Annotated in this window: 23 protein-coding genes; 12 read left to right on the forward strand and 11 right to left on the reverse strand. The window is 64.6% G+C overall.

The features are described 5' to 3' along the window. The first annotated feature begins 22 nt into the window (after positions 1–22). Positions 23–949: a Bax inhibitor-1/YccA family protein gene (locus AC1DJW_RS04175; RefSeq protein WP_476900801.1), complete on the forward strand. Its 927-nt coding sequence runs from the start codon at positions 23–25 to the stop codon at positions 947–949. A gap of 82 nt (positions 950–1,031) precedes the next feature. Here the strand turns inward: AC1DJW_RS04175 and AC1DJW_RS04180 are convergent, their stop codons facing one another. Genes AC1DJW_RS04180 through galT form a run of 3 tightly spaced genes read right to left on the reverse strand, consistent with a single transcriptional unit; the run spans position 1,032 to position 4,623 of the window. Next, positions 1,032–2,270 carry an acetyl-CoA C-acetyltransferase gene (locus AC1DJW_RS04180; protein WP_284752469.1) on the reverse strand — a complete coding sequence of 413 codons (1,239 nt, stop codon included), beginning with the start codon at positions 2,268–2,270 and terminating at the stop codon, positions 1,032–1,034. A 53-nt stretch (positions 2,271–2,323) separates the two neighbouring features. Further along, positions 2,324–3,493, reverse strand: a complete 1,170-nt coding sequence (galK, locus tag AC1DJW_RS04185) for a galactokinase (protein WP_459340629.1) — start codon at positions 3,491–3,493, stop codon at positions 2,324–2,326. After that, a complete protein-coding gene (gene galT / locus AC1DJW_RS04190; protein WP_284752471.1) occupies positions 3,490–4,623 on the reverse strand; it encodes a galactose-1-phosphate uridylyltransferase in 1,134 nt (377 codons plus the stop codon). The genes galK and galT overlap by 4 nt, the downstream gene beginning before the upstream one ends. 102 nt (positions 4,624–4,725) lie before the next feature. Here galT and AC1DJW_RS04195 point away from each other — a divergent pair, with 102 nt between their 5' ends. From AC1DJW_RS04195 to AC1DJW_RS04210, 4 genes are read left to right on the forward strand one after another with little or no spacing between them, the layout of a single operon-like run. Beyond that, positions 4,726–5,676 carry an aldose 1-epimerase family protein gene (locus tag AC1DJW_RS04195; protein WP_459340628.1) on the forward strand — a complete coding sequence of 317 codons (951 nt, stop codon included), beginning with the start codon at positions 4,726–4,728 and terminating at the stop codon, positions 5,674–5,676. Between the two features lie 41 nt (positions 5,677–5,717). Continuing rightward, positions 5,718–7,046 carry an AI-2E family transporter gene (locus tag AC1DJW_RS04200; RefSeq protein WP_390279598.1) on the forward strand — a complete coding sequence of 443 codons (1,329 nt, stop codon included), beginning with the start codon at positions 5,718–5,720 and terminating at the stop codon, positions 7,044–7,046. Positions 7,047–7,049: 3 nt separating this feature from the next. After that, positions 7,050–8,288, forward strand: coding sequence for a threonine ammonia-lyase (gene ilvA / locus AC1DJW_RS04205; protein ID WP_284752474.1), 1,239 nt, complete (start codon positions 7,050–7,052; stop codon positions 8,286–8,288). 13 nt (positions 8,289–8,301) lie between these two features. Continuing rightward, on the forward strand, positions 8,302–8,931 hold the full coding sequence (locus AC1DJW_RS04210; protein ID WP_459340626.1) for a rhomboid family intramembrane serine protease: 630 nt from the start codon (positions 8,302–8,304) through the stop codon (positions 8,929–8,931). 262 nt (positions 8,932–9,193) lie between these two features. Here AC1DJW_RS04210 and greA read toward each other — a convergent pair whose 3' ends face one another. Both greA and AC1DJW_RS04220 read right to left on the reverse strand, forming a co-directional pair. Next, on the reverse strand, positions 9,194–9,688 hold the full coding sequence (gene greA / locus AC1DJW_RS04215; RefSeq protein WP_184736437.1) for a transcription elongation factor GreA: 495 nt from the start codon (positions 9,686–9,688) through the stop codon (positions 9,194–9,196). A 153-nt stretch (positions 9,689–9,841) separates the two neighbouring features. After that, complete coding sequence (locus tag AC1DJW_RS04220) at positions 9,842–10,300, reverse strand: DUF4307 domain-containing protein (RefSeq protein ID WP_390279603.1); 459 nt, start codon at positions 10,298–10,300, stop codon at positions 9,842–9,844. Between the two features lie 138 nt (positions 10,301–10,438). Here AC1DJW_RS04220 and mca point away from each other — a divergent pair, with 138 nt between their 5' ends. The 3 genes from mca to AC1DJW_RS04235 all read left to right on the forward strand — a co-directional run bounded on the left by mca (position 10,439) and on the right by AC1DJW_RS04235 (position 13,917). After that, positions 10,439–11,344, forward strand: coding sequence for a mycothiol conjugate amidase Mca (gene mca, locus AC1DJW_RS04225; protein WP_284752569.1), 906 nt, complete (start codon positions 10,439–10,441; stop codon positions 11,342–11,344). Positions 11,345–11,414: 70 nt separating this feature from the next. Beyond that, complete coding sequence (locus AC1DJW_RS04230) at positions 11,415–11,720, forward strand: hypothetical protein (RefSeq protein ID WP_284752477.1); 306 nt, start codon at positions 11,415–11,417, stop codon at positions 11,718–11,720. Beyond that, positions 11,698–13,917 (forward strand): thioredoxin domain-containing protein, encoded by a 2,220-nt coding sequence (locus AC1DJW_RS04235; protein ID WP_476900802.1) that lies wholly within the window; start codon positions 11,698–11,700, stop codon positions 13,915–13,917. Before AC1DJW_RS04230 ends, AC1DJW_RS04235 begins: the two co-directional genes overlap by 23 nt. Here AC1DJW_RS04235 and trhA read toward each other — a convergent pair. After that, complete coding sequence (gene trhA / locus AC1DJW_RS04240; RefSeq protein WP_476900803.1) at positions 13,914–14,555, reverse strand: PAQR family membrane homeostasis protein TrhA; 642 nt, start codon at positions 14,553–14,555, stop codon at positions 13,914–13,916. The two genes, AC1DJW_RS04235 and trhA, sit on opposite strands and share 4 nt — an antisense overlap. Before the next feature lie 242 nt (positions 14,556–14,797). On the opposite strand from trhA, the gene AC1DJW_RS04245 reads away from it, so the two are divergent. Both AC1DJW_RS04245 and AC1DJW_RS04250 read left to right on the forward strand, forming a co-directional pair. Further along, entirely contained in the window at positions 14,798–15,559 is a 762-nt protein-coding gene (locus tag AC1DJW_RS04245; protein WP_284752570.1) for an isoprenyl transferase, read from the forward strand. Positions 15,560–15,930: 371 nt separating this feature from the next. Beyond that, positions 15,931–17,205: a PhoH family protein gene (locus AC1DJW_RS04250; RefSeq protein WP_390279610.1), complete on the forward strand. Its 1,275-nt coding sequence runs from the start codon at positions 15,931–15,933 to the stop codon at positions 17,203–17,205. Between the two features lie 138 nt (positions 17,206–17,343). Here AC1DJW_RS04250 and AC1DJW_RS04255 read toward each other — a convergent pair whose 3' ends face one another. Further along, positions 17,344–17,988: a GNAT family N-acetyltransferase gene (locus tag AC1DJW_RS04255; protein WP_476900804.1), complete on the reverse strand. Its 645-nt coding sequence runs from the start codon at positions 17,986–17,988 to the stop codon at positions 17,344–17,346. A gap of 176 nt (positions 17,989–18,164) precedes the next feature. After that, positions 18,165–18,935 carry a hypothetical protein gene (locus AC1DJW_RS04260; RefSeq protein WP_476900805.1) on the reverse strand — a complete coding sequence of 257 codons (771 nt, stop codon included), beginning with the start codon at positions 18,933–18,935 and terminating at the stop codon, positions 18,165–18,167. Between the two features lie 59 nt (positions 18,936–18,994). Between AC1DJW_RS04260 and AC1DJW_RS04265 the strand changes: the two genes are divergently transcribed. Then, positions 18,995–19,576, forward strand: coding sequence for a prepilin peptidase (locus tag AC1DJW_RS04265; protein ID WP_390279614.1), 582 nt, complete (start codon positions 18,995–18,997; stop codon positions 19,574–19,576). Between the two features lie 160 nt (positions 19,577–19,736). Continuing rightward, the gene (locus tag AC1DJW_RS04270) at positions 19,737–20,210 is read left to right on the forward strand and encodes an NUDIX hydrolase (RefSeq protein WP_476900806.1); all 474 of its coding nucleotides are present in this window, start codon (positions 19,737–19,739) and stop codon (positions 20,208–20,210) included. Here the strand turns inward: AC1DJW_RS04270 and AC1DJW_RS04275 are convergent. The 3 genes from AC1DJW_RS04275 to AC1DJW_RS04285 form a co-directional block, all read right to left on the reverse strand. Next, positions 20,198–20,398, reverse strand: a complete 201-nt coding sequence (locus AC1DJW_RS04275; RefSeq protein WP_284752485.1) for a hypothetical protein — start codon at positions 20,396–20,398, stop codon at positions 20,198–20,200. The two genes, AC1DJW_RS04270 and AC1DJW_RS04275, sit on opposite strands and share 13 nt — an antisense overlap. Positions 20,399–20,533: 135 nt before the next feature. Then, positions 20,534–22,231: an MDR family MFS transporter gene (locus tag AC1DJW_RS04280; protein ID WP_476900807.1), complete on the reverse strand. Its 1,698-nt coding sequence runs from the start codon at positions 22,229–22,231 to the stop codon at positions 20,534–20,536. Then, positions 22,228–22,896 carry a TetR/AcrR family transcriptional regulator gene (locus AC1DJW_RS04285; protein ID WP_284752487.1) on the reverse strand — a complete coding sequence of 223 codons (669 nt, stop codon included), beginning with the start codon at positions 22,894–22,896 and terminating at the stop codon, positions 22,228–22,230. The genes AC1DJW_RS04280 and AC1DJW_RS04285 overlap by 4 nt, the downstream gene beginning before the upstream one ends. Between the last annotated feature and the right edge of the window lie 48 nt (positions 22,897–22,944).

Here is a 22,944-nt window from a genome sequence, read left to right on the forward strand (position 1 = left end):
CAAAGCAAGAAGGACACCCACCATGGCACTCGGCGGCAACCCGATCTTCAACGGAAAGAATTTCCGTGGAGCCACACAGGCTCCGCCTGTTCCAAGCTACTCCCACGGCCAGAACCGGTACGGCCAGGTTCCGGGCGGCGTCCCCGGCCAAACCCAGTACGGCCAGAACCAGTACGGCCAGCCCGCCTGGGCGGCACAACCGCAGATGACCAGCGATCAGCTGCAGCAGATGTACAACCAGCCCGCAGCGGGTCCGGCCGAGACCGGCCGCATGACTTTCGACGACGTCATCGTCAAGACTGCGGCCTGCCTCGCGGTGCTGTTGCTCGGCGCAGCTGTCACGTTGTTCGTTGCGCCCGGCACGGCAAGCCTCCTCATGGTTGTCGGTGCGCTGGGCGGTTTCGCCTTGGGCATGGTCAACTCTTTCAAGAAGCAGCCGTCCCCGGCACTGATCCTGACTTACGCCGGCCTTGAGGGCTTGTTCCTCGGAGGCCTGACCCGCCTTCTGGATGGCATGTTCCCAGGCGTTGGCCTGCAGGCAGTCATCGGTACCCTTGCGGTGTTCGGCGTGACGTTGGCTCTCTTCAAGAGCGGCAAGGTGCGCGCCACGCCGAAGGCAGTGCGCTTCTTCATGATCGCCATGCTCGGCTACCTCGTCTTCGCAGTCATCAACATGGTCCTCGTGTGGACCGGCGCCGTCCAGTCGCCTTTCGGCCTGAGCAGCAGCGTGCACATTTTCGGCATCCCGTTGGGCGTTTTCATCGGCATCCTGGCTATCGGCCTGGCCGCGTTCTCACTGGTCATGGACTTCACGAGCATCGAGCAGGGTGTCCGGCAGGGCGCTCCGGAGAAATACTCCTGGACGGCCGCTTTCGGCCTGACCGTCACGCTCGTGTGGCTGTACGTGGAGATCATCCGCCTGCTGGCGATCCTGCGCGGCGACGACTAGCCTCCCCGGGTTTATGCAGCGTAGTGCCCCTGAAGATCCGTCTTCAGGGGCACTACGGGTATACAGACCCTTTTCGGGGGGCCTAAGACAGCCGCTCGAAGACAACCGCCATGCCCTGCCCACCACCGACACACAGCGTCGCCAATCCCAAGGTGCCGTCCCGTTCGCGGAGGCCATTGAGCAAGGTGGTGGTCATGCGGGCGCCCGTCATGCCAAAGGGGTGCCCAAGGGCGATGGCGCCGCCATGGACGTTGAGCTTCTCCGGATCGATGCCGAGTTCACGGGCGCTCGCCACCACCTGGACGGCGAATGCCTCGTTGAGTTCCACGAGGTCAATGTCTGCCATGCTCAGCCCCGCCAAGGCCAACGCCCGGCGCGATGACTCCACCGGTCCCATGCCCATGAGTTCCGGGGAAAGGGCGCTGACGCCTGTAGAGACGATGCGTGCCAGCGGCTCGAGGCCAAGTTCCCGGGCCCTGAAATCGCTCATGACCACCACGGCGGCGGCGCCATCGTTGAGCGGGCATGCGTTGCCGGCAGTCACTGTCCCTTCCTTGCGGAAGACCGGTTCCAAGGCGCTGACGGCTTCGAGGGTGACGCCGGAGCGGGGTGAATCGTCGCGCTCGACGACGGTCCCGTCTTTGCGGGTATACGGCGTGATCTCCCGGGCGTAGAAACCGGAGGCAATGGCCGCCTCGGCACGGTTCTGGCTCTGGACCGCCCACAGATCCTGCTCAGCCCGGCTGATTCCGTGGCTCGTGGCGACGTTTTCCGCGGTCTGTCCCATCGCGATGTAGACGTCCGGCATCCGTCCACCCATGCGGGGATCCGTCCATGGGGTGTTGGACGCGGCCCGGGCGGCCGTGCGGGCACGCGCGGCTTCAAACAGGGGGTTGTGCAGGCTGGTGTCCGTTTCCCCTGCCCCGACCCAGTTCTGGTAGCGGGACACCGACTCGACCCCCGCCGAGACGAAGGCATGGCCTTCCCCGGAGCTGATGGCGTGGAAGGCCATCCGCAGGGTCTGCAGGCTCGAGGCGCAGAAGCGGTTGATGGTGGCCGCGGGGACGGTGTCCAGGCCGGCCAGGACGGTCACCACCCGGGCCATGTTCGAACCGGCTTCGCCGCTGGGCTCGGCGCAGCCAAGGTAGAGGTCATCGAGCCCGCGGCCGTCCAGTGCTCCTGGATCGAAAGCCGGAATCTTCGCCAGCGCGGCAGTCACCATGGCCGCCGCGAGGTCGTCAGGACGTTCGTCCTTGAGGGACCCTTTGAAGGCCCGTCCAATCGGGCTTCTGGCGGTGGAAACGATGACGGCCTCAGTCATGCCCCCAGCTTACGCCGGGGCCAGCTCGCCGAAAGGCGGCGGATGCGCGGACCTCAGGCGAGGCGTGCGGCCCCGGCGGCCGGGGTCACGGTGAAGATGTCCGGCGTCGTGAAACCGGCAGCCTCGAAGGCGCGTACGACGGCGTCACGCACCTCCTGCTCGTGGCCCACCGGGGTGAGGGCGATAGCCGAGCCGCCGAAGCCGCCGCCCGTCATCCGGGCGCCGATGGCGCCGTGGGCGCGGGAGGTTTCCACCGCGAGATCCAGTTCCGGGCAGGAGATCTCGAAGTCATCGCGCATGGACGCATGGCTCGCATCGAGGAGCCTGCCGATGTGGGCGGGTCCCTCCGTGGTGAGGCGTTCCACGGTCTGCAGCACGCGGTCGTTCTCGGTGACGATGTGCCGGACTCGCCGGAAAGTGGTGCTGTCCAGGAGTCCGCTGGCTTCCTCCAGGTCGCCGATGCCGACGTCGCGGAGCGCCGGGACCCCCAGTACTTGGGCGCCGAGTTCGCAGGAAGCCCGACGGGAGGCATAGCCGCCATCCGCATGCGAATGGGAGACCTTGGTGTCGATGACCAGCAGCACGAGGCCGGCTTCCTGGGCGTCGAAGGGGACCAGTTGTACGCTCTGATCGCGGCAGTCCAGGAAGACGGCATGGCCCTTTGACCCGCGAAGCGACGCCGACTGGTCCATGATTCCGGTGGGGGCGCCCACGAAGTCGTTTTCGGCCCTCTGGGTTGCGAGGACCATGTCTTCGGCGCCCAGTCCCGCACCCGTCAGTTCGTTGAGGGCCGAGATGACGGCGCATTCGATGGCGTGCGAGGAGGACAGCCCCGCGCCAAGGGGGACATCCGAATCCATGAGGAGATCGAAGCCCGGGACAAGGATGCCCCGCTGTTGCAGGGCCCAGGCCACGCCGAGCGGATACTTCGTCCAGCCCTTGGCTTCATCCGGAACCAACATGTCCACGTCGGCCTCGACCAGGCCCTGCCCGCCGAAAGTGGACAGCAGGCGGACGCGTGAATCATGGCGGATCCGGACTGCAACCTTCGCGGTCTTGTCGATCGCGAATGGCAACACGAAACCCTCGTTGTAATCGGTGTGCTCGCCGATCAGGTTCACGCGTCCCGGTGCCTGCCACACGCCGTCGGGGGCTGAACCGAAAGTCGACTCGAAAAGCCCGGAGAGGACGCTCAGGGCGGGGGCGTCGGGAGTGGAGGTCATGCTTGGGCCCCTTCTGGAATAGCGCGCTGCGAATCGCTGGCGACTGCGCGCAGCCGTTCTGCTACGGATTCGGGCGTGGTGTCGTTGATGAAAGCTCCCATGGCGGCCTCGGAACCGGCAAGGTACTTGAGCTTGTCAGCGGCGCGGCGCGGGGAGGTGAGTTGCAGGTGCAGGTGGCCGGACGGCCTCAAGACGGGATCCAGGGGTGCCTGGTGCCAAGCGGAAATGTACGGCGTGGGAGTTGGATACAGGGCATCCATGCGCTTGAGCAACTCAAGGTAAACGCTGGCTAGCTCGTCGCGTTCTTCGCCACTCAAAGCGGCGAGGTCCGGAACTTGCCGATGGGGGACGAGGTGGACCTCCAGCGGCCAGCGGGCGGCGAACGGCACGTAGGCGCTGAAATGCTCGGCTTCGAGCACCATGCGGCTCCCGTCCAAGCGCTCGGCCTTGAGGATCGAGGATGTCAGCGATTCCCGGCCCTTGGAGTCGTCGAAGTACCGGCCGGCGGCGGCGCCAAGGCTTGCCGCCCTCGGCGTGACGTAGGGGTAGGCATAGATCTGTCCGTGCGGGTGGTGGAGCGTTACCCCGATGTCCGCACCCCGGTTTTCGAACGGAAACACCTGCTGGATTCCAGGGAGCGCGCTGAGCGCCTTGGTCCTGTGCGCCCAGGCTTCAATGACCGTGCGTGCCCTGGTTTCGCCAAGCTCGGCGAAGGATCCGGTGTGGCTGGGCGTGAAGGAGACAACTTCGCAGCGGCCGTAGGCCGGGCCTGAGGTTCCCCAGGCGGGCATGCCGGGAATCGTGCCGACGGCCGGCCCCAGTGAGGGGAAGCGGTTCTCGAAGACCACGACGTCGTAGTCCGGCGCCGGGATTTCGGAAGGGTTCGCGGGCGTGGTGGGGCAGATCGGACATTGGTCCGCAGGTGGCAGATGGGTGCGGCTTTGGCGGTGTGCCGCGACGGCGACCCATTCGCCGCTCAACGCGTCGTAGCGCACCTCGCCCGGATCGGCGCGCGGCGGCAGCTCACGGTGATCCGTCAGCGAGCCGGGATCGCGCTCCGGCGAGCCGGCGTCGTCGAAATAGATCAGCTCCCGGCCATCGGCGAGGCGTGTGCTGGTAAGGCGAGTCATGGATTTATGGTGCCACAGAGTGCTCAAAAAGGCAAAATATCTAACAAAAAAGAACATTAAGGGTGGAGTCAAGCAACACTCGGGATGCAGTACGGTGGTGCCATGCCTCCCACAACACCGTCCTCCGCACCGGGCGAAGAGACCGTATCCCGCCGCTTTGCCAGCGGACGCCAATTCGAGATCCGCCGCGGCGACGCGCTCGCCGTCGTCACCGAACTCGCTGCGGGCCTGCGGTTGTTCAGTCGCGACGGCGTCCAGCTCACCGAGAGCTACGGCGACGGGCAACTACCACCGGGCGCCACCGGGATTACCTTGGCCCCGTGGGCCAACCGGATCGAGGACGGGATCTGGTACCTCGACGGCAAGAAGCAGCAATTGGACATCACCGAGGTGTCCCGCAACAACGCGAGCCACGGGCTCCTGCGCAACTCGTCCTACGGCCTCGTGGCGGAAGACGAGTTTTCCGTGACCCTCGAAGCCGTGATCTTCCCACAGCATGGCTACCCCTTCCTGGCCCGGCACCAGGTACGGTACGAGATCGACGCCGGGCTCGCGCTGCGGGTCTCCCAGAGTTTCATCAATGATTCGGCGGCCCCCGCGCCCTTCGTGCTCGGGGCGCACCCATACTTGCGCGTGGGGGACGTTCCGCCGGAAGAGATGGTCCTGACTGTCCAGGCCGGCACAAGGCTCGTGGCCGACGAGCGGCTGATCCCGCGTAGTTCGGTGCCCGTCGACGGTGATTTTGATCTCGGTGGCGGCCGGAGTGTGGGCGGTTTGGATATCGATGTGGCGTTCACGGACCTGCAGTTCGACGGCGGCATCGCCCGCCAAACGCTGTCGGCGCCGGATGGCCGGAGCGTCTCCCTGGAGCAGGACGAAAACTGCGCCTACGTCCATGTCTTCGTCACGGATACTTTTCCGGGCCGCTCGAAAGCCGTCGCGATCGAGCCCATGACCGGTCCGGCGAACGCCTTCAACTCGGGGGAGGGCCTCCGGTGGCTTGAACCGGGGGAGACCTTCACCATGAGGTGGGGAATCGTGGGCGCGCTGTAGATGGGTTTCCCATCCGGCAGTCCCTGCGGAATTATGGGGGAATGACGCCAGCACAGGACGCCACGCCATCAAGTGACCCCGTTTCGGCCGCGCCCCGCCCGGTGTCGGAGCATCACATCGCGCAGGACATTCCGTACGGAGTCCGGATTGCTGCTGCTTGGTCCTGGCGGGTGGGGCTCATCATGGTGGTTGTGGGAGCCCTCATCTGGTTGTTGGGGAAGGTCAGCTTCCTGATCATCCCCCTCATGGTCGCCTCCCTCCTGGCCGGCCTGCTCTACCCCGTCACGGAGTGGCTCAGGAAGCTCAAGATGCCGCAAGGGGCGGCCGTCGCCATCACGGTGGTGGGGTTCCTCGGGGTCATTACGGGAGCCCTGGCGTTGGTGGGACGGCAACTTGCGGTGGGATTCGGCGAGCTGTGGCAGGAGGCGCTTACGGGCGTCCAGCAAATCCAGGGGTGGCTCGCTGACGGGCCGTTGCATCTGACCGCGGACCAGATCGACACCTACATCCAGAGCGCCACCTCGGCCCTGCAGAACAACAGCAGCAGCATCCTCAGCGGTGCCCTGTCATTTGGTAGTACCGCCGGGCATTTTGCCGCGGGCATGGTCCTGGCCCTCTTTATCCTGATCTTCTTCCTTCTCGAGGGGTCCAGGATCTGGCGGTTCATTGTCGGGCTCCTGCCCCGGACTGCACGCCCGGCGGCTTACGGCGCGGGCAAGCGCGGATGGTCGTCCATGGTCAGCTACGTGCGCATCCAGATGTTTGTGGCGTTCGTGGACGCGGTGGGGATCGGCGTCGGCGCAGCGATTATCCAAGTTCCCCTCGCCTTGCCCCTGGGTGTCCTCGTGTTCATCGGTTCATTCATCCCCGTGGTTGGTGCCCTCGTGACGGGAGCTATCGCAGTGCTCCTGGCATTGGTAGCCAATGGTCCCGTCAACGCGCTCGTCATGTTGGCCATCGTGCTGTTCGTGCAGCAGCTCGAAAGCCATATCCTCCAGCCGCTCATCATGGGCAAAGCCGTATCGCTGCACCCTGTCGCCGTGATCTTGTCGGTCGCAGCCGGTTCCTACCTGGCCGGAATACCGGGAGCGCTCTTTGCCGTCCCGCTCCTGGCCGTAGCAAATACGGCGGTTCGCTATATTGCCGCGCGGACGTGGGAACATGATGAAGGACTGATGACGGCGTACGCCGGCGCAGGGATTGCACCACCGGACTCCGACGAGGAACCAATCACCATCGAGGAAATCCACCGTCCCGGCGCCAACGCGGGCGCACGGTCCAACAGCGGCGAAGATGCCGCAGGTCAGCACGCGGCTGCGGAACGGACATTCGCCAAGGATGCCGCAGAGCACACCAACAAAGGAGAATAACCCGTGAATACCCTCGATACCCTGCCCGTCACCCTGGACGATGTCCTTAAGGCGCGGGAGCTGCTCGAGGGCATTATTACCAAGACCCCCATCGAGTCCTCGCGGGCCCTGGGAGCGATGGTAGGCGGAGAGGTCTTCTTCAAATGCGAGAACCTCCAACGGGCAGGTTCCTTCAAGGTCCGTGGTGCCTACGTGCGGATGGCACGCCTTTCTCCCGAGGAGAAGAAGCGCGGCGTGGTCGCGGCTTCGGCCGGCAACCACGCACAAGGCGTTGCGGTGGCGGCAAAAAGCCTGGGAATCAAGGCACGCATCTACATGCCGCTCGGTGTAGCGCTTCCGAAGCTTGCCGCGACCCGCAGCCACGGAGCCGAAGTTGTCCTGCATGGACACAACGTCGATGAGGCCCTGGCCGAGGCGCAGCGCTACGCGAACGAAACAGGCGCCGTCTTCGTCCACCCCTTCGACAACGTCGACGTCGTGGCGGGTCAGGGCACCGTCGGGCTCGAAATCCTCGACCAGGTCCCCAATGTCGACACTGTCCTGATGGGCGTCGGTGGCGGTGGCCTGCTGGCAGGAGTCGCCGTCGCAATCAAAGCGAGGGCCAGGGAACTGGGACGCGAGATCCGGATCATCGGCGTGCAGGCGGAGAATGCTGCCGCCTACCCGCCGTCGCTCGCCGCGGATGCCTTGGTGCCGCTCAAGAAGGTTTCCACCATGGCGGACGGCATCGCCGTCGGACGCCCCGGCCAGCTTCCGTTCAGCATCATCCGCGAACTCGTGGACGACGTCGTGACCGTGAGCGAAGACTCCTTGGCCCGGGCGCTCATCTTCCTGCTGGAGCGCGCCAAGATGGTGGTTGAGCCGGCCGGTGCCGTCGGCGTCGCCGCCCTCATGGACGGCAAGATCGAAAACCCGGGGACCACCGCCGTGATCCTGTCCGGCGGCAACATCGACCCCATGCTGATGCTCAAGGTGATTCAGCGCGGCCTCTCGGCGGCGGGACGCTACATGACCGTGCGCATGATGCTGGATGACCGGCCCGGTTCCTTGGCCACCATCGCCCGCATCATCGCCGAAAACGATGCCAATGTGACCGGCCTGGACCACACCCGGGTGGGCGGCGCGATCAGCATGGGCGACGTCTCCATCACCGTCAACCTCGAAACCAAAGGCCACGAGCACAGCGAGCAGGTCCTGGCAGCCCTTCGCGCCGAGGGCTTCCACCCGATCGTGGTGCACTGACGGGCTGCTGACCATGGCGCTTTACGGCAACGGGGACCGGCGGATAACGGCCAAGGAGTCACTGGCCATCCGCGCCAGGGGCGGATTGCTGTTCATGGGTGGCTTCGTGGGGCTGTTGGCGGTCATTGAGCTGGTCAACACCTTGATGTCGCACAGCCTCAACGTCATCTTCGGGCTGCGGCCGCGGAGCGTGGACGGAGTTTTCGACATCCTGACGTTTCCCTTGCTCCACGCCAATTTCGGGCATCTCCTGTCCAACGCGCTGCCGCTGGTCATCTTCGGCTTCCTGGTGTTCCTGTCCGGTCTCCGGGTGTTCCTGACGGCACTGGCGTTCAGCTGGCTAGGCTCAGGCCTTGCCGTGTGGCTCATCGGCGGGGGAGGTGTGACAGTGGGCGCTTCGGGCCTGGTTTTCGGGCTCTTCGCGTTCCTGCTGGTGCGTGGCTTCTTCAACCGCAGCTGGTGGCAAATCCTGCTGTCCGTGGTGCTTTTCCTGGCTTACGGCGGCATCTTGCTCGGTGTGTTGCCCACCATGATGGGTTTCGTCTCGTGGCAGGCTCACCTTGGCGGCGCCGTCGGGGGAGTGGTGGCCGCAGTGCTGCTGCGCCCGCGCCCCCGCCCCCGCGCCGTAGCCCAGCCCAACTGACGCCGTGGCCCAGCCCAACTGACTCGCATTTGTTGTCGTTATGAGCGCTCATAACGACAACAACTGCGAGCTAGTTGGGGGACCAAAAGCGAAACGCCGGCCCGCCCCGCGAAGGGGTGGGCCGGCGAAACGACAACACCGCATGGGCCCACGCCGCCAGGGTTCCCTGGCCGTGGGGCCACACCGGCGAGGGCCCCGGCCTGAGCTTGCGAAGGCTGGGAGCCGGTGGGGACTTGCGAGGCGAGGGTGGCTGTGGGGATTATTAGCCAGCGAACGGCTTGGCGGAGACAATCTCCACCGGGATTTCCTTGCCGTTGGGGGCGACGTAGCTGATCTTGTCGCCTTCCTTGTGGCCCATGATCGCCACGCCCAGCGGGGACTTCTCACTGAAGACGTTGAGATCGGAATCGCCGGCGATTTCGCGGGATCCGAGCAGGAAGGTCTCTTCGTCACCGGCGATGCGCGCGACGACGAGCATGCCGGGCTCGACGATTCCGTCATCGGCCGGAGCTTCGCCAACCTGGGCATCGCGCAGGAGCACGGTCAGCTGGCGGATGCGGGCCTCGATCTTGCCCTGCTCTTCCTTTGCGGCATGGTATCCGCCGTTTTCCTTGAGGTCGCCTTCCTGACGGGCGGCTTCGATCTTCTGTACGATCTCCGCACGGCCAGGGCCGGAAAGGTGGTCCAGCTCTGCCTTCAGGCGGTCAAATGCGTCCTGGGTAAGCCAAGCTGCAGGCGCGCTGTTGGTGGTCGACACGGACTTCTCCTTATGGATCTGACAAGCAAAGACCCCGCCGGTGCAGGCCACTCGTGGAACTCAGCAACCAACTCAGCGGGGTTAAGGTATTGATCCAGTGTAGTCAATCCTGTGGACAAACCCAAGCTCACTGAGTCGCGGGTCACACGTTTGTTATTTGCCGCTGTCGACAATCCAGCAGTTGTCCACGACGGCGGACACGGCCGCGGACTCGGTCCGCAGTACGGTCCTCTGGGCGGTTGTCTGGCCGCCGTCAGCGCCGTCCTTGGGGGCATTCGGGCCGATCTGGACGACTTTCCAGCCGACCACCGCGAACCCGGAGTCCATTGCCTTGATGGCACATTTGGCAGTAGCGCCGGGGTTCTTGGTGACCTGGAAATCGACCGAAAGCTGAGTGGCGTCGGTGGCGCTGTAGCCGATGTCCTTGAAAGTCACAGACGACTGCGAGGAAGAGGTGGTGACCCAAAACAAGAGACCGATGACCACGAGGAGGACGGCGATGACGATGTTCCGTTTGGTTTTCCCCCCGAAGGCGCGCTTTTGGCTGCCGTAGCGATTGGCTAGGCTGGTAGTTGCCGGCAGCGCCGTGCCCGATGGGTCTTCCGAAGTCACCCACCTAGTTTAGTGGGCTACCGGCGCCTCCTCGCACACAGTGGAGTCGCACGCGTTAGAAATGCCTGATCAACACCCGGCCGTCAGCAAACCCAGAACAGCCAGAACAGTATGACCCAGAAAGAGGAACCGTACCGGATGAGCACATCCACCAGCCCCGACACGCAGCTCCGGCTGCTCGCCGTCCACGCACACCCGGACGACGAGTCAAGCAAGGGCGCGGCAACCATGGCGATGTATGCGGCTTCCGGCGTGGAGGTCATGGTGGCTACGTGCACTGACGGTTCCCGCGGGGACATCCAGAACCCGGCCATGGAGTCGGCTCCGCACCCGAAGAGGGACATGGCAGGCGCGCGCCGCTTGGAAATGAAGCAAGCTGCCGCAGTCCTGGGAATCAAGCAGCGTTGGTTGGGTTTCGTGGATTCCGGACTGCCCGACGGCGATCCGTTGCCACCCCTGCCCAGCGGCTGCTTTGCGCTTCAGCCCCTTGAGCGGGCGGCGGCACCGCTCGTCCGCTTGGTCCGCGACTTCAAGCCGCACGTCATAGTGAGCTACGACGAAAACGGCGGCTATCCGCATCCTGACCACATCATGGCCCACAAGGTTGCCGTCGAAGCCTTCCATGCTGCCGGTGACCCGGAGCGCTACCCCGGGACGGGCGAAAGCTGGGCGCCCAGCAAGCTGTACTACGACCGCGCCTTCAGCCCCGACCGTTTCCGCGCCTTGCATTTCGCCCTCGAAGAGGCAGGACTGCAATCGCCTTACGCCGAACGCTTGGCTTCCTGGCTGGAAGCCGATGCCGAAGGCCATACTCCGCCGAGGCCCATGCACCAGACCACCACGCAGGTGGATTGCGGAGACTACTTTGAGGCCCGTGACGACGCACTGAGGGCGCATCGGACGCAGATTGATCCGCTTGGCTTCTTCTTCGCTGTGTCCCCGGACATGCAGCGCAGGGCCTGGCCGTGGGAGGACTACACGCTGGTCCACTCCCGGATCCCGGCCGAACTGCCGGAAAAGGACCTGTTCGCAGGGCTAAGATAGGATCGCCGGCGATTTCTATCAAGCGTAGAAGTCGCCAACCGGCTGGAAACTCCCATAGAAGGTTTGAACCGTGCACCACTTTCTCATCGCCCTGGCCACGACCCCGTCGCCTACCCCGACCCCGTCGCTGCGCCCCGGCTTGTCGGAAGACCAGGTGACCCCGGGGACCTGGGGTTTCGTCCTGACTGCCTTCATCGTGGTGCTCACGACCTTCCTGATCGTTGACATGGTCCGCCGGATCCGGCGGGTACGCTACCGCGCCCAGGTTGAAGAAGCCTTGGTCGGCGAGACCGACGGCGCTGAGACTGATGAAATAGTCTCGGGCAAGCCGGGCGCAGAAGACTCCGACGGCGATGCCGGCTCCGGAGCCCGCTGACCCGGGCAACACCCGGCAATGGCCGGGGGCGTCCAACGCCCTCGGCTCGGAACCGTCCGCCTATCTTCGCCAGCACGCCGACAATCCGGTGCACTGGCGGCCGTTCGGCGATGAGGCCTTTGCGTTCGCGACGGCTCGCGATGTTCCCGTATTTCTTTCCATTGGTTACGCCGCGTGCCACTGGTGCCACGTCATGGCCCACGAGTCCTTCGAAGACCCGGACACCGCCGACTACCTGAACGCCCGGTTCGTGGCCATCAAGGTGGACCGCGAAGAACGCCCCGACGTGGATTCGATCTACATGGCAGCCACCCAGGCCATCAGCGGAGAAGGCGGCTGGCCGATGTCCGTCTTCCTGACGCCCGATGGCCTGGCCTTCCACGCAGGAACCTATTTCCCGCCAACGGCCCAGCCCGGGAGGCCGTCCTTCCGCCAAGTGCTTGAAGCGGTCCACGAGGCGTGGCTGGAACGCCGGGACGCCGTCGAGCAGAATGCCCGGATGCTCGCCGTCGGCATGGCCAATGCCCAGCTCGCCGCGGCAGTGTTCCTGGACCGGCCGCCTGAAAGCGTGGACCGAAGCCTGCTGCCGGAGGCAGTGCGACTTCTCGCCCGCTCTGAAGACCCCGACGGCGGCGGCTTCGGCGGCGCTCCCAAGTTCCCGCCGTCGGCGGTCCTTGAGTTCCTGATACGGCACGCTGCCGTGCCGTCGGATACCTCGGACGCCGCCCGCGACATGGCCGGCCGCACGCTCGCCGCGATGGCCCGTTCCGCACTGTGCGACCAGCTCGACGGCGGCTTCGCCCGGTATTCCGTGACCGCGGATTGGTCCGTGCCGCATTTCGAGAAGATGCTTTACGACAACGCCCAGCTCCTCCGGGTCTATGTCCACTGGGTCCGGCTCCGCGGCGATTGGGTCCTGTCGGCGGGCGAGGCCGCAAGTGTGGCGTCGCGGGTCGCGGACTGGATGCTGGACTCTCTCGGGGTGGGCGATCCCGCAATCCCGGACGGACTCGCTTCCTCGCTGGACGCCGATACCGTAGTGGACGGAGTGCATCACGAAGGGGCGTCGTACCTGTGGACTCCCGCGAGCCTCGAAGCCGTGCTCGGCCCGGGAGACGGCGCGGCCGTGGCCAGGCTGATGAACGTGGGGCCGTCCGGGACGGTCTCGGAGCTTGGATCTCCGCTCCATCCCGGACGCCAGCTGTCCGGCGCGGAATCGCGGTTGTGGAACCGCGTCAGGCCCGCCTTGCGCGCCGCGCGCTCGGCGCGCCCCCGGCCGGCCCGGGACGATAAGGTCGTGGCAGGGTGGAATGGCCTGGCCATCGCGGCGCTTGCCGAAGCCGGTGCGGTCCTGGACAGGCCGGAACTGGTGACCGCAGCGGAAAGCCTCGCCGAGTACATAGCGCGGGTGCATTGGCGGCCGGGCTCAAAAACCGGCGCGGGGGTGCTGATCAGGGTTTCGCACGATGGCGTTGCGCGAGGGATCAGCGGCCTGTTGGAAGACTATGCGTTTTGCGCGGAAGGCTTCCTGGCCCTCTACGCTGTGACCGGCGAGCGGCGTTGGTACGGCTTCGCGGAGGAGCTGATCAGCGGTGCCTGCGCGCGTTTCGTGGTGGACGGCAGGTTGTCGGACTCCGTGGGGGAGTCGGCCCAGGTATTCAACGCTCAGGGCCAGCACGCGGGCCTGGACCCCTTTGACAATGCCGCCCCCAGCGGGGCAGCGGCCTTTGCCGGAGTGTTGCTGAGCTATGCGGCCTACTCCGGTTCGCACGAGCACAGGGCCATGGCAAGCAACATCCTCTCGCTCCTGCCGTCCATAGCCGGGCGGGCACCACGGGTAGCGGGATGGCTGCTTGCGACCGCCCAGGCAGCCGCGGCTGGTCCCATAGAAGCCGCCGTATCCGGCCCACCAGGCCCCGAACAACGGGAACTCCACCGCGCGCTGTTGGCGTCGTCGAGCCCGGGAATGGTGGTTGCGGTCCAGCTCGGTGTGGCCGTCGAACAAGCGCCCGACGACGGCGCGCCGCCCGGGTCCCGCGCCACGGAACCGGAGGTGCCGCTGCTCGAGGCCCGCACGGCTGCTGCGGACGGCTCACCACAGGTGTATTTGTGCCGGGGGATGGTGTGTGACCTGCCGCTTGGCTCTGTCGAGGAACTCGTGCAGCGCCTGGACGCCATGACGGGTGCCGCAGGCTAGCTCAGCACGGCAATCATGATTGCGGCGAAATGTGCAGCGAAGGCCAGCACCGTGAGGGCATGGAAGAGTTCATGGAAGCCGAAGTTCAACGGACTTAAGTTGGGCTTCTTGATCCCGTAGAAGACCGCCCCCGCGATGTAAAGTGCCCCGCCGACACAGATCAGGATCGCGGCTGGAACGTTCGCCGCGAAGAACTCCGGCAAGTAGAACAACGCCCCGCAGCCCAGTGCAACGTAGATGGGCACATAGAGCCAACGTGGAGCGCCCGTCCAAAGAACCCGGAAGAGTACTCCCAGCAGTGCTCCGGACCAGATCACCCACAGCAGGAGCACGGCCTTGGGGCGCTCCAGCAGCGACCAAGCGAGGGGCGTGTAGCTGCCCGCGATCACCAACATGATGTTCGTGTGGTCCAGGCGCTTGAGGACCATCCGGGTCTTCGGCTCCCAATTGCCACGGTGGTAGACCGCGGACACGCCGAAGAGCAGTACACCCGTCAAAGCGTAGATGGCGGAAGCGATTTTGCGATCTGTCGTTGGCGCCAATGTCACCAGGACGATCCCTGCCGCGACGGCGAAAGGCGTGGCCACAGCATGTATCCAGCCGCGCCACCTTGGCTTGATTGTGAGCAGCTCCGACATCGTTAAAGCGTAACCCGGCCGCGGATAAGTTACTGCGGAGTAATGAGTTTTGCGATCGTTTTCTGCTGCTCAGGTGTGCCGACTGGCCAGTTCGGGAAGGTAGCCTTGGTGGTGCGCCTACGGCAGCAGTCCGGAGGCGTCGATAGTTGTTCGGCGGAAGGTCTGCTGCCAACGGGCCAGCCGCCGTCGTTGTTTGTTTCGCTTTTCACGTTTTGTTCAAAGGAAGTCAGGTGAGTGTCCGGATGGAGTGGCCCGGCTTCCTCTACGGCTTCTACGAGCGCAAACTGCTCCGTTCGCTCGAGCAGGAGAAGATTCCCCGGCACATCGGCGTCATGGTGGATGGCAACCGCCGCTGGGCGCGGCAATTCAACGCTCCCACGAGCGAAGGCCATCAAGCAGGCGCGGACAAGATCCACGAATTCCTCGGCTGGTGCCAGGAACTTGGAGTCAAAGTCGTCACGCTGTACATGCTCTCGACGGACAACATGAACCGCTCCGGCGAAGAGCTCGAACTGCTCATGGGAATCATCGCCAACACCCTCGATCGCTTGGATGACGACGCCAACATCTCGGTCCACGCCATGGGTGCGCCCGAGCTCCTTCCGGACTACCTCGCCGAGCGGCTGAACAAGCTCACGGCCCGCACCCCGATCCGCTCGCGGCTGCACGTGAACGTCGCCGTCGGCTACGGCGGACGCCGCGAAATCGTTGACGCCGTGCGGGAACTGCTGCACGACGCCGTCGCGCACGGCCGCAACATCACCGAACTGGCCGATGAACTTTCGGTGGACGACATCTCTCGTTTCCTCTACACGCGCGGCCAGCCGGACCCCGATCTGGTGATCCGCACGTCAGGCGAGCAGCGCTTGTCAGGTTTCCTCATGTGGCAAAGCGCCTACAGCGAGTTCTACTTTTGCGAGGCACTCTGGCCCGCGTTCCGCAAGGTTGACTTCCTGCGGGCCCTGCGGGATTACGCAGGCCGCCAGCGCCGTTTCGGTTCCTGACATGTGACTTCCCGGTGAGCACCCGTTTACGGGAAGTTCACATGTTGTCTACACGAATCGCCGTTTGGGCTAACCGGAAATGTAATCGCACGGGAATACGTTAATCCCATCAGTAGGCAAACCGCCTGCTGATCGGGGAGGCCAGTAGATGGAGCGAATCATCGCACCAGTTACGTGGGGGGCCGCGCCCGGCCTTCCGGCCGAGCCGCCTCACGAATAAGCCGGGTTCGCCCGGGGCTGGAGTCGATGTGGCTATTTCTGAGCAACTGCCCGTAGTCGTTTCCGACGGGGAAAGTTCAGCTACCTCTCGCACCAAGCGGGCCAACGGTGGACGGACGGCAAAGTCCGCGACCCCGACAGGTCGAAGCTATGTGATTGACACTTCCGTATTGCTTTCCGATCCGCACGCCCTGTTGCGCTTCGCGGAGCACGAAGTCATTGTCCCGATCGTGGTCATCACAGAATTGGAAGGCAAACGCCACGATCCCGAGTTGGGCTACTTCGCCCGCAAGGCCCTCAGGCTCCTGGACGACTTGCGCATCGAGCACGGTGGCTTGAATCAAGCCATCCCGATCGGATCCGACGGTGGCACGCTGCGTGTCGAGATGAACCATGTGTCCACCGAAGTGCTGCCGGCAGGATTCCGCGGCCCGGACAACGACAGCCGCATCCTGGCCGTCGCCAAGAACCTCGCCAACGAAGGCCACAACGTCACGGTCGTCTCCAAGGACCTCCCCATGCGCGTCAAAGCCTCCGCGATGGGGCTGTTCGCGGACGAATACCGCAATGAACTCGTCAAGGACTCCGGCTGGACCGGCATGGCGGAGATCGAAGCCAGCGAGGACGAAATCACCACCCTGTACGGGCACGAACCGGTTTTCATTCCGGCAGCAGCCGAGCTGCCCGTCAACACGGGCCTGGTGCTGCTCTCGAACCGGGGCTCCGCCCTGGGCCGCGTGGGTGCGGACAAACAGGTTCGGCTGGTCAAGGGTGACCGTGATGTCTTCGGACTCCACGGCCGCTCAGCGGAGCAGCGGCTTGCGATCGACCTGCTCATGGATCCCAGCGTCGGAATCGTGTCGATCGGCGGCCGGGCGGGCACTGGAAAGTCGGCACTCGCCTTGTGTGCGGGACTCGAGGCCGTCCTCGAGCGCCGGGAACACCGCAAGGTGATCGTCTTCCGCCCCCTGTACGCGGTGGGTGGACAGGAACTTGGCTACCTGCCCGGTTCCGAGGCGGAGAAGATGAACCCCTGGGCGCAGGCGGTCTTCGACACTCTCGGTGCACTCGTCAGCCAGGAAGTCGTGGAAGAAGTCATGGACCGGGGCATGCTCGAAGTCATGCCGCTGACCCACATCCGCGGACGCTCGCTCCATGACGCCTTCGTGATCGTGGACGAGGCACAGTCGCTCGAAAAGAACGTGCTCCTCACGGTCATGAGCCGTATCGGCCAGAACTCCAAGATCGTCCTGACCCACGACGTCGCCCAGCGGGACAACCTCCGTGTCGGCCGGCACGACGGCGTCGCCGCCGTCGTCGAGACCCTCAAAGGGCACCCGCTGTTCGGCCACATCACCCTGACCCGCTCCGAACGCTCGCCGATCGCGGCCCTCGTGACGGAATTGCTTGAAGGGGCGGAAATCTAAAGCTCCATGTGCGCGGAGGGCCGTGGCCGGGTTCGCCGGGCCACGGCCCTCGTGCCTCCGTCACTGACGCTCGCTCACATTTGTCGGGTTTCCTGCTGACGCTCGCTCACGTTTGTCGGCTTTCCCGCTGACGCTCGCTCACGTACCTAGGAAGTTGGCTGTAGTCTCGTGGCCCTCTACCTTTAGCTTCCAGTCCGGTCTGATGAACGATTCCGGAATGAGTCGGACGCGTTGGACTTCCACAACGTCGGCGCCCCATTGGTCGCGATAGACACCGTTGAACTCATAGCCGAGGCTGGTGGAAACGCCCAGGGATTGCTTGTTCCAAATGGCAGCCTCGGAGGTTGCTATTTCTGCGTCCAGGTAATCGAAGGCGTAGCTGAGGGCGGCCGCGCGCATCTCTTTGCCGAGGCCTCGGCCTTGCGCGCCCTTCTTGAGCCAGGAACCGGTGGAGACAGTCTTCAACGATGCGAAGTTCTTCGCCTCCACATCTTGGCAGCCAATGAACTCGTTGTTGTGCCAGATACCGAGGAGGAGCGTCCACGATTCGGGGGTCATTCCTGCTCGGCAGCGCCAATACCATCGGGCCATGTTGGCACCCAACTCATCTTCGGGAACTTCCGTCCAGGGGTTGCTGAAGGGCGATTTCCCAGGCTCGTGAATGCCGCTGAGGGCCGCATTGACCGCTGCGGGGATGTCAGCGTCCAGGATTGGGCGCAACTGCAAACGGGGTGTGCTCAGGGTGAGGCCGAAGAGGGGCCAGATGGCGCTTAGCTCGTTCATCCGGGAAGCCTAGCGGACGGCCCGGGGTAGCTTGTCATGTGTCGGCCCGGACCGCTTTCTCATCAGTATGTGAGCGAGCGTTTGGCGGGAGGGTGCCTATAAGTGAGCGGGCGTTTGGCCAACGGGGGCTGCATGTGAGCGGGCGTTTGGGGGGTGGGGGGGCGGCGGGACGGCTCTTACGCGCGGGGGCCGATGTCCCAGCTGATGTGCTTGCGGACGTCGGTGAGGTTCATCGATTCGGCGAGGAACAGATCGTCCAGCATGTATTCGTCCACCCCCAGGATCCGCATCCAATGCCCCTGGCCAGTGGTATCGCCGTCGAGCGATTGGCTGGAAACGCACACGCCCGTTCCTGAGTCCACCCGCAAGAGCGTGCGTCCGGGGAAGCACAGCGGTGTTGCCGCATCAGACGCCACGTAACTGTGTCCCGGCGTCGCGATGGTTTCCAACGCCGGACGCCCCTCGTGGTCCACTTCCCGAATGGGGCCGAACGACACCCGGTTGGACTCGGGAAATTCCATCGGCACCGGCGCATTCCCGGCGAGCTCCACAGGATCGAGGGCTGCCGCGAGCCGACCGTTCCCGAAGGACGGTTCACCGTAAGCAGCCTCGGGACGCCGGCGGACCAAGCCTGCGGAGTCGTAAACGGGGGTCACCAAGTGGGCCGGCAACAGCCAGGACTTGCGCTTGGAACCGAGGTAAAGCCCATCGCGGGAATCGTTGATGCCGGTGGTGCTATGTAGCAACGCGCCGTCCATGGTTTCGAGTCGAAGCGCTCCCGGGCGACGCAGCCAGGCCCGCACTGTGGTGTCCGTGTTGCCGGGCCGATCCAGGTATTCGAACCTCAGGCTGGTCCATTTCCACGGGGAGGAACGGCAGAGGTTTCGGAAGGTGGAGGACATGTCGGCGTCCGGATTGCCTTGGATTTCTGCACTGTAGCGCCCCATATCCACAGTCTAAGCGTGCGTGACCGGCGCAGGTTTGAGAAAACCGATAGCATCCGAGAGTGATCCGACGACTCGGCGAATTGTGGGGGACCAGTTTCCCGGCCTTCTGGCTCTTGCTCGCAGCTTGTGTGTACTTTGCGATCATGGCTGCCCGCCTCACGATCATCGACGTCCGTCACCACCTCTTGCCCAACCGGATCGTCTTCCCGTCTTATGCCATCGCCGGTGTGCTCCTGCTCGGCGCAGCAGTATCTGTCACCCTGGCCGGCCGAGCGGCAACGAACCTCAGCGGCGGAGCGGCAGGGTCCACGCCCGACGGCGGTGCCTCCTTCCTCGGGGTGCCCGCCCTGGGAATCGTGGCCGGGGGAGCCACTCTATGGGTGTTCTACTTCATCCTGCGATTGGTGTACCCGCCCGGGATGGGCTTCGGGGACGTCAAATTGGCAGGTGTCCTCGGCCTCTACCTTGGCTATCTGGGTTGGGCGCATATTTTCGCCGGAACGTTTGCTGCGTTCCTCTTCGGCGGACTGTGGAGCCTGGGAGTCCTGGCTGCCCGGCGGGGAACCCTGAAATCATCAATACCCTTCGGGCCGTTCATGCTCGCGGGTGCCGCTGCGGCGATGTTCGCCCTGCCCGCGTGAGGACGGCAGCGAGCAAGGCGGCGCGAGAGACGGCCGTTCGAGCAGCCTGCCGCTGTCAATCGGGCATCGCCGGTGGGATACTCGCCCTACTGGCGGATCCGATCCTGAAGCGGAGGCAGTGCTCTTGTTGGTGATGATCGATTCGAAAGCGGGCTAGGCAGTGGCGGTCCCGGAATTCATCCTGCAAATCCGCGAGAAGATCGGCAACGACCCGTTGTGGCTACCCGGCGTGCGCGGCGTGGTCCTGGACGACGAGAACCGGGTCCTGCTGTGCCAACGGGCCGACAATGGCCGTTGGACCCTGATCACGGGAATGCTGGAACCCGGGGAGCACCCCGCCCCCGGTTTGCTCCGAGAGATCTTCGAGGAGACTGCCGTGGTGGCCGAAACCGAGCGGATCCTGGTGGTGGGAGTGATCGGCCCGGTCACGTATCCCAACGGAGACGTGTGCGACTTCCTGGATATTGCCTTCAAATGCCGCTATGTCTCAGGGGAGGCCCGCGTCAACGACGACGAATCAATCGCCGTCGGCTGGTTCGCCCTCGACGAGTTGCCTGAGATCAGTGCCGGCCACCGCGAAACCATCCGGCTCGCTCTGGAGCCAGGCTCCGCCGTCGCGTATCAGCGTGATTGACGGGCCGCGAGGATCGCGCGGGCAGCGAAGAGGCACGCGGCGGCACCGCAGGCAATAGCGCCTAGGATGGTCCACCATTCGCCCCTGGCGGAGGCAATGGAGACGGCCAGAAGGCCGAAAAGGACTGCCCCTAATCCCCATCGAACGGCCGGGCTGATGTTCGCGGATTCTTCGGGCTCTGAACTCATGGGTTCCAGCCTAGGCCAGACGCCCTTGGGCCGGACAACCCAAGGCCCGGTGGACATGCCCTGCTTTGCATCCAGGCACTGGGCATATTCCTGATATGTCCACTGGTCCGAGCCAAGGCCGGGCATGTCCCGGGCTCAGCGCCGGGCGAGCTCGCCGTCGTTGTCGCCCACCGGACAGGAGTGCGGCTCAGTGTCTGCGCCGGCGGATCCTTCGACGGACCCGTCCGCGGATCCGAGGCGTTCGGCTTCGAGGCGTTCGGCCTCCTCGCCTCCGACAGCCTCACCTCGGGCCACCATTCCGGCGGTGTCGGAGAGCGGGATCTGCTTGAGGGTGACGGCGAGCAGAAGGGCGGCCGCGATGAACGGGATGAGGTACCAGAACACGGGTGCCAGCGAATCGGCATAGGCGTTGACGATGGCGTCCTTGATCTGGGCCGGCAGTTGGGCCAGCGTCTGCGGATCGAGCTTGCTCGTGGATTGAGCAGCCTGTGAAGCGGAAGCACCGGCGCCTGTGAATGCCTTGGTGAGGGACTCGGCGAGCCGCGTGGTGAAGATCGAGCCGAAGACGGCAACGCCCAACGAAGCCCCGACCTCGCGGAAGTAGTTGTTGGTGCTCGTTGCCGTGCCGATCTGCTCGGCCGGAACCGCGTTCTGGACCACCAGGACGATGACCTGCATGATCAAGCCCAGACCTGCGCCGAAGATGAACAGCTGGATGCAGATGACCCAGATCGGAGTTGCTGCGGTGAGCGTGGTGAGCCACAACATGGCAACGATCGTGAGGCTCGCTCCGAGGATCGGGAACATCTTGTACTTGCCGGTCTTGGAGATGCGGATACCGGAGTAGATGGACGTGCCCATGAGCCCCACCATCATCGGCAGCATGAGCAAGCCGGAGACGGCGGCTGAAGTACCGGAGGACATCTGCAGGAACGTCGGCACGAAGGCGATGGCGGCGAACATGCCCAAGCCCAAGGTGAAGCCGATGGCCGTTGCGTTGATGAAAATCCGGTTCTTGAACAGGCTCAGCGGAATGATGGGGTCTTCGGCCTTGCGCTCCACGAGGACGAAGAGGAAGGCGGCAAGCACCATGCCGGCGCCGAAGGCCCAGGTGAGCGGGGAGTCCCAGCCTTGGTCCTTCTTGCCGCCGAAGTCGGTGAAGAAGATCAGGCAGGCCGTGGCAGCGGACAGCAGCAGCACGCCCAGGATGTCGATGCGCTTTTCGGCCTTCTTATTCGGCAGAGTGAGCGTGAACCAGGCGATGGTGAACGCCGCAATGCCGACGGGGATGTTGATGTAGAAGGCCCATTCCCAGGTCAGGTGATCGACGAAGAAGCCGCCCAGGAGGGGACCGGCCACGGCGGAGAGGCCGAAGATGGCGCCGAGGGGGCCCATGTATTTGCCGCGTTCCTTGGCCGGCACGATGTCCGCGATGATGGCCTGCGACAGGATCATCAGGCCGCCGCCGCCCAGGCCCTGGATGGCGCGGAAGATCACGAAGCCCCAGAAGTCGGTGGCGAAGGCGCAAGCGATGGAAGCTGCGGTGAACAGACCGATGGCAATAAGGAACAGGTTCCGCCGGCCCAGGATGTCACCGAACTTGCCGTAGATCGGCATGACGATGGTGGTCGCGAGCAAATAGGCCGTGGTGATCCAGGCCTGGTTCTCCACGCCGCCAAGCTTGCCGACGATCGTGGGCATGGCCGTGGACACGATGGTCTGGTCGAGGCTCGAGAGCAGCATTCCGGCGATCAACGCCGAGAAAATGATCCAGATCCGTTTCTGGGTCAAGAGCAGCGGTGCGGCTGCTTTGGTCTTGAGAGTTGTACTCACGGTTGATCCTTCTGGGGTTCGACGGGGTTGGCGTCCAGCGGTTGGGCGAAGAGCGTGCGGGCTGCGTTGAGGTTCCTATCCAGCAGTTCCCGGTAGGGCTCGGTGTTCTCCTCCGAAAAGAACTGTTGGCTTGTCTTCTTGGTGACAGCGCCGAAGACCGCGGCGGCCATGATGATCTCGGCGTGGTCCGCGGCGAGGCCTTCACGGGCGGCGATCAGCTCGGCGAATTGGCGCTCGCGGACTTCGCCTTCGCGGGTCAACCGGCCCAGGAGCTGGGGCTCGGCTGTGACAGCGGCGATGAGCTGGCGGATCTCCGAAGGGCTGACGGTGGACCGCTCGAGGACCGCCAGGGTGAAGTGCCGCAGTGCGGACAGCAGCGAGTCGGAGATCGTGCCGTCGGCACGGGCGGGATTGCGGCTGAAGCCCTCCAAAGCGTCCTCGGGAAGCTCGTCGGAGAATGAGCCGATCACCGCGTCTTCCTTGGTGTGGAAGTAGTTGAAGAACGTCCGCCGCGATATCCCCGCCTGTTCGCAGGCCTCCTCGACGGTAAATCCGTTGAGTCCGCGTTGGGACGTCAGGGACCGTGCGACGGCGGTGATCGCCGCGCGGGTCTGTGCGCGTTTGCGCTCCCGGAGTCCGCCGTCGTTAGTTGCACTATTTTCCACAAAGTAAAGTTTTGCACTTTTTGTCTTGTAGTGCAAGAAAGCTTCCAC

The organism is Arthrobacter sp. 05L417, assembly GCF_056397865.1.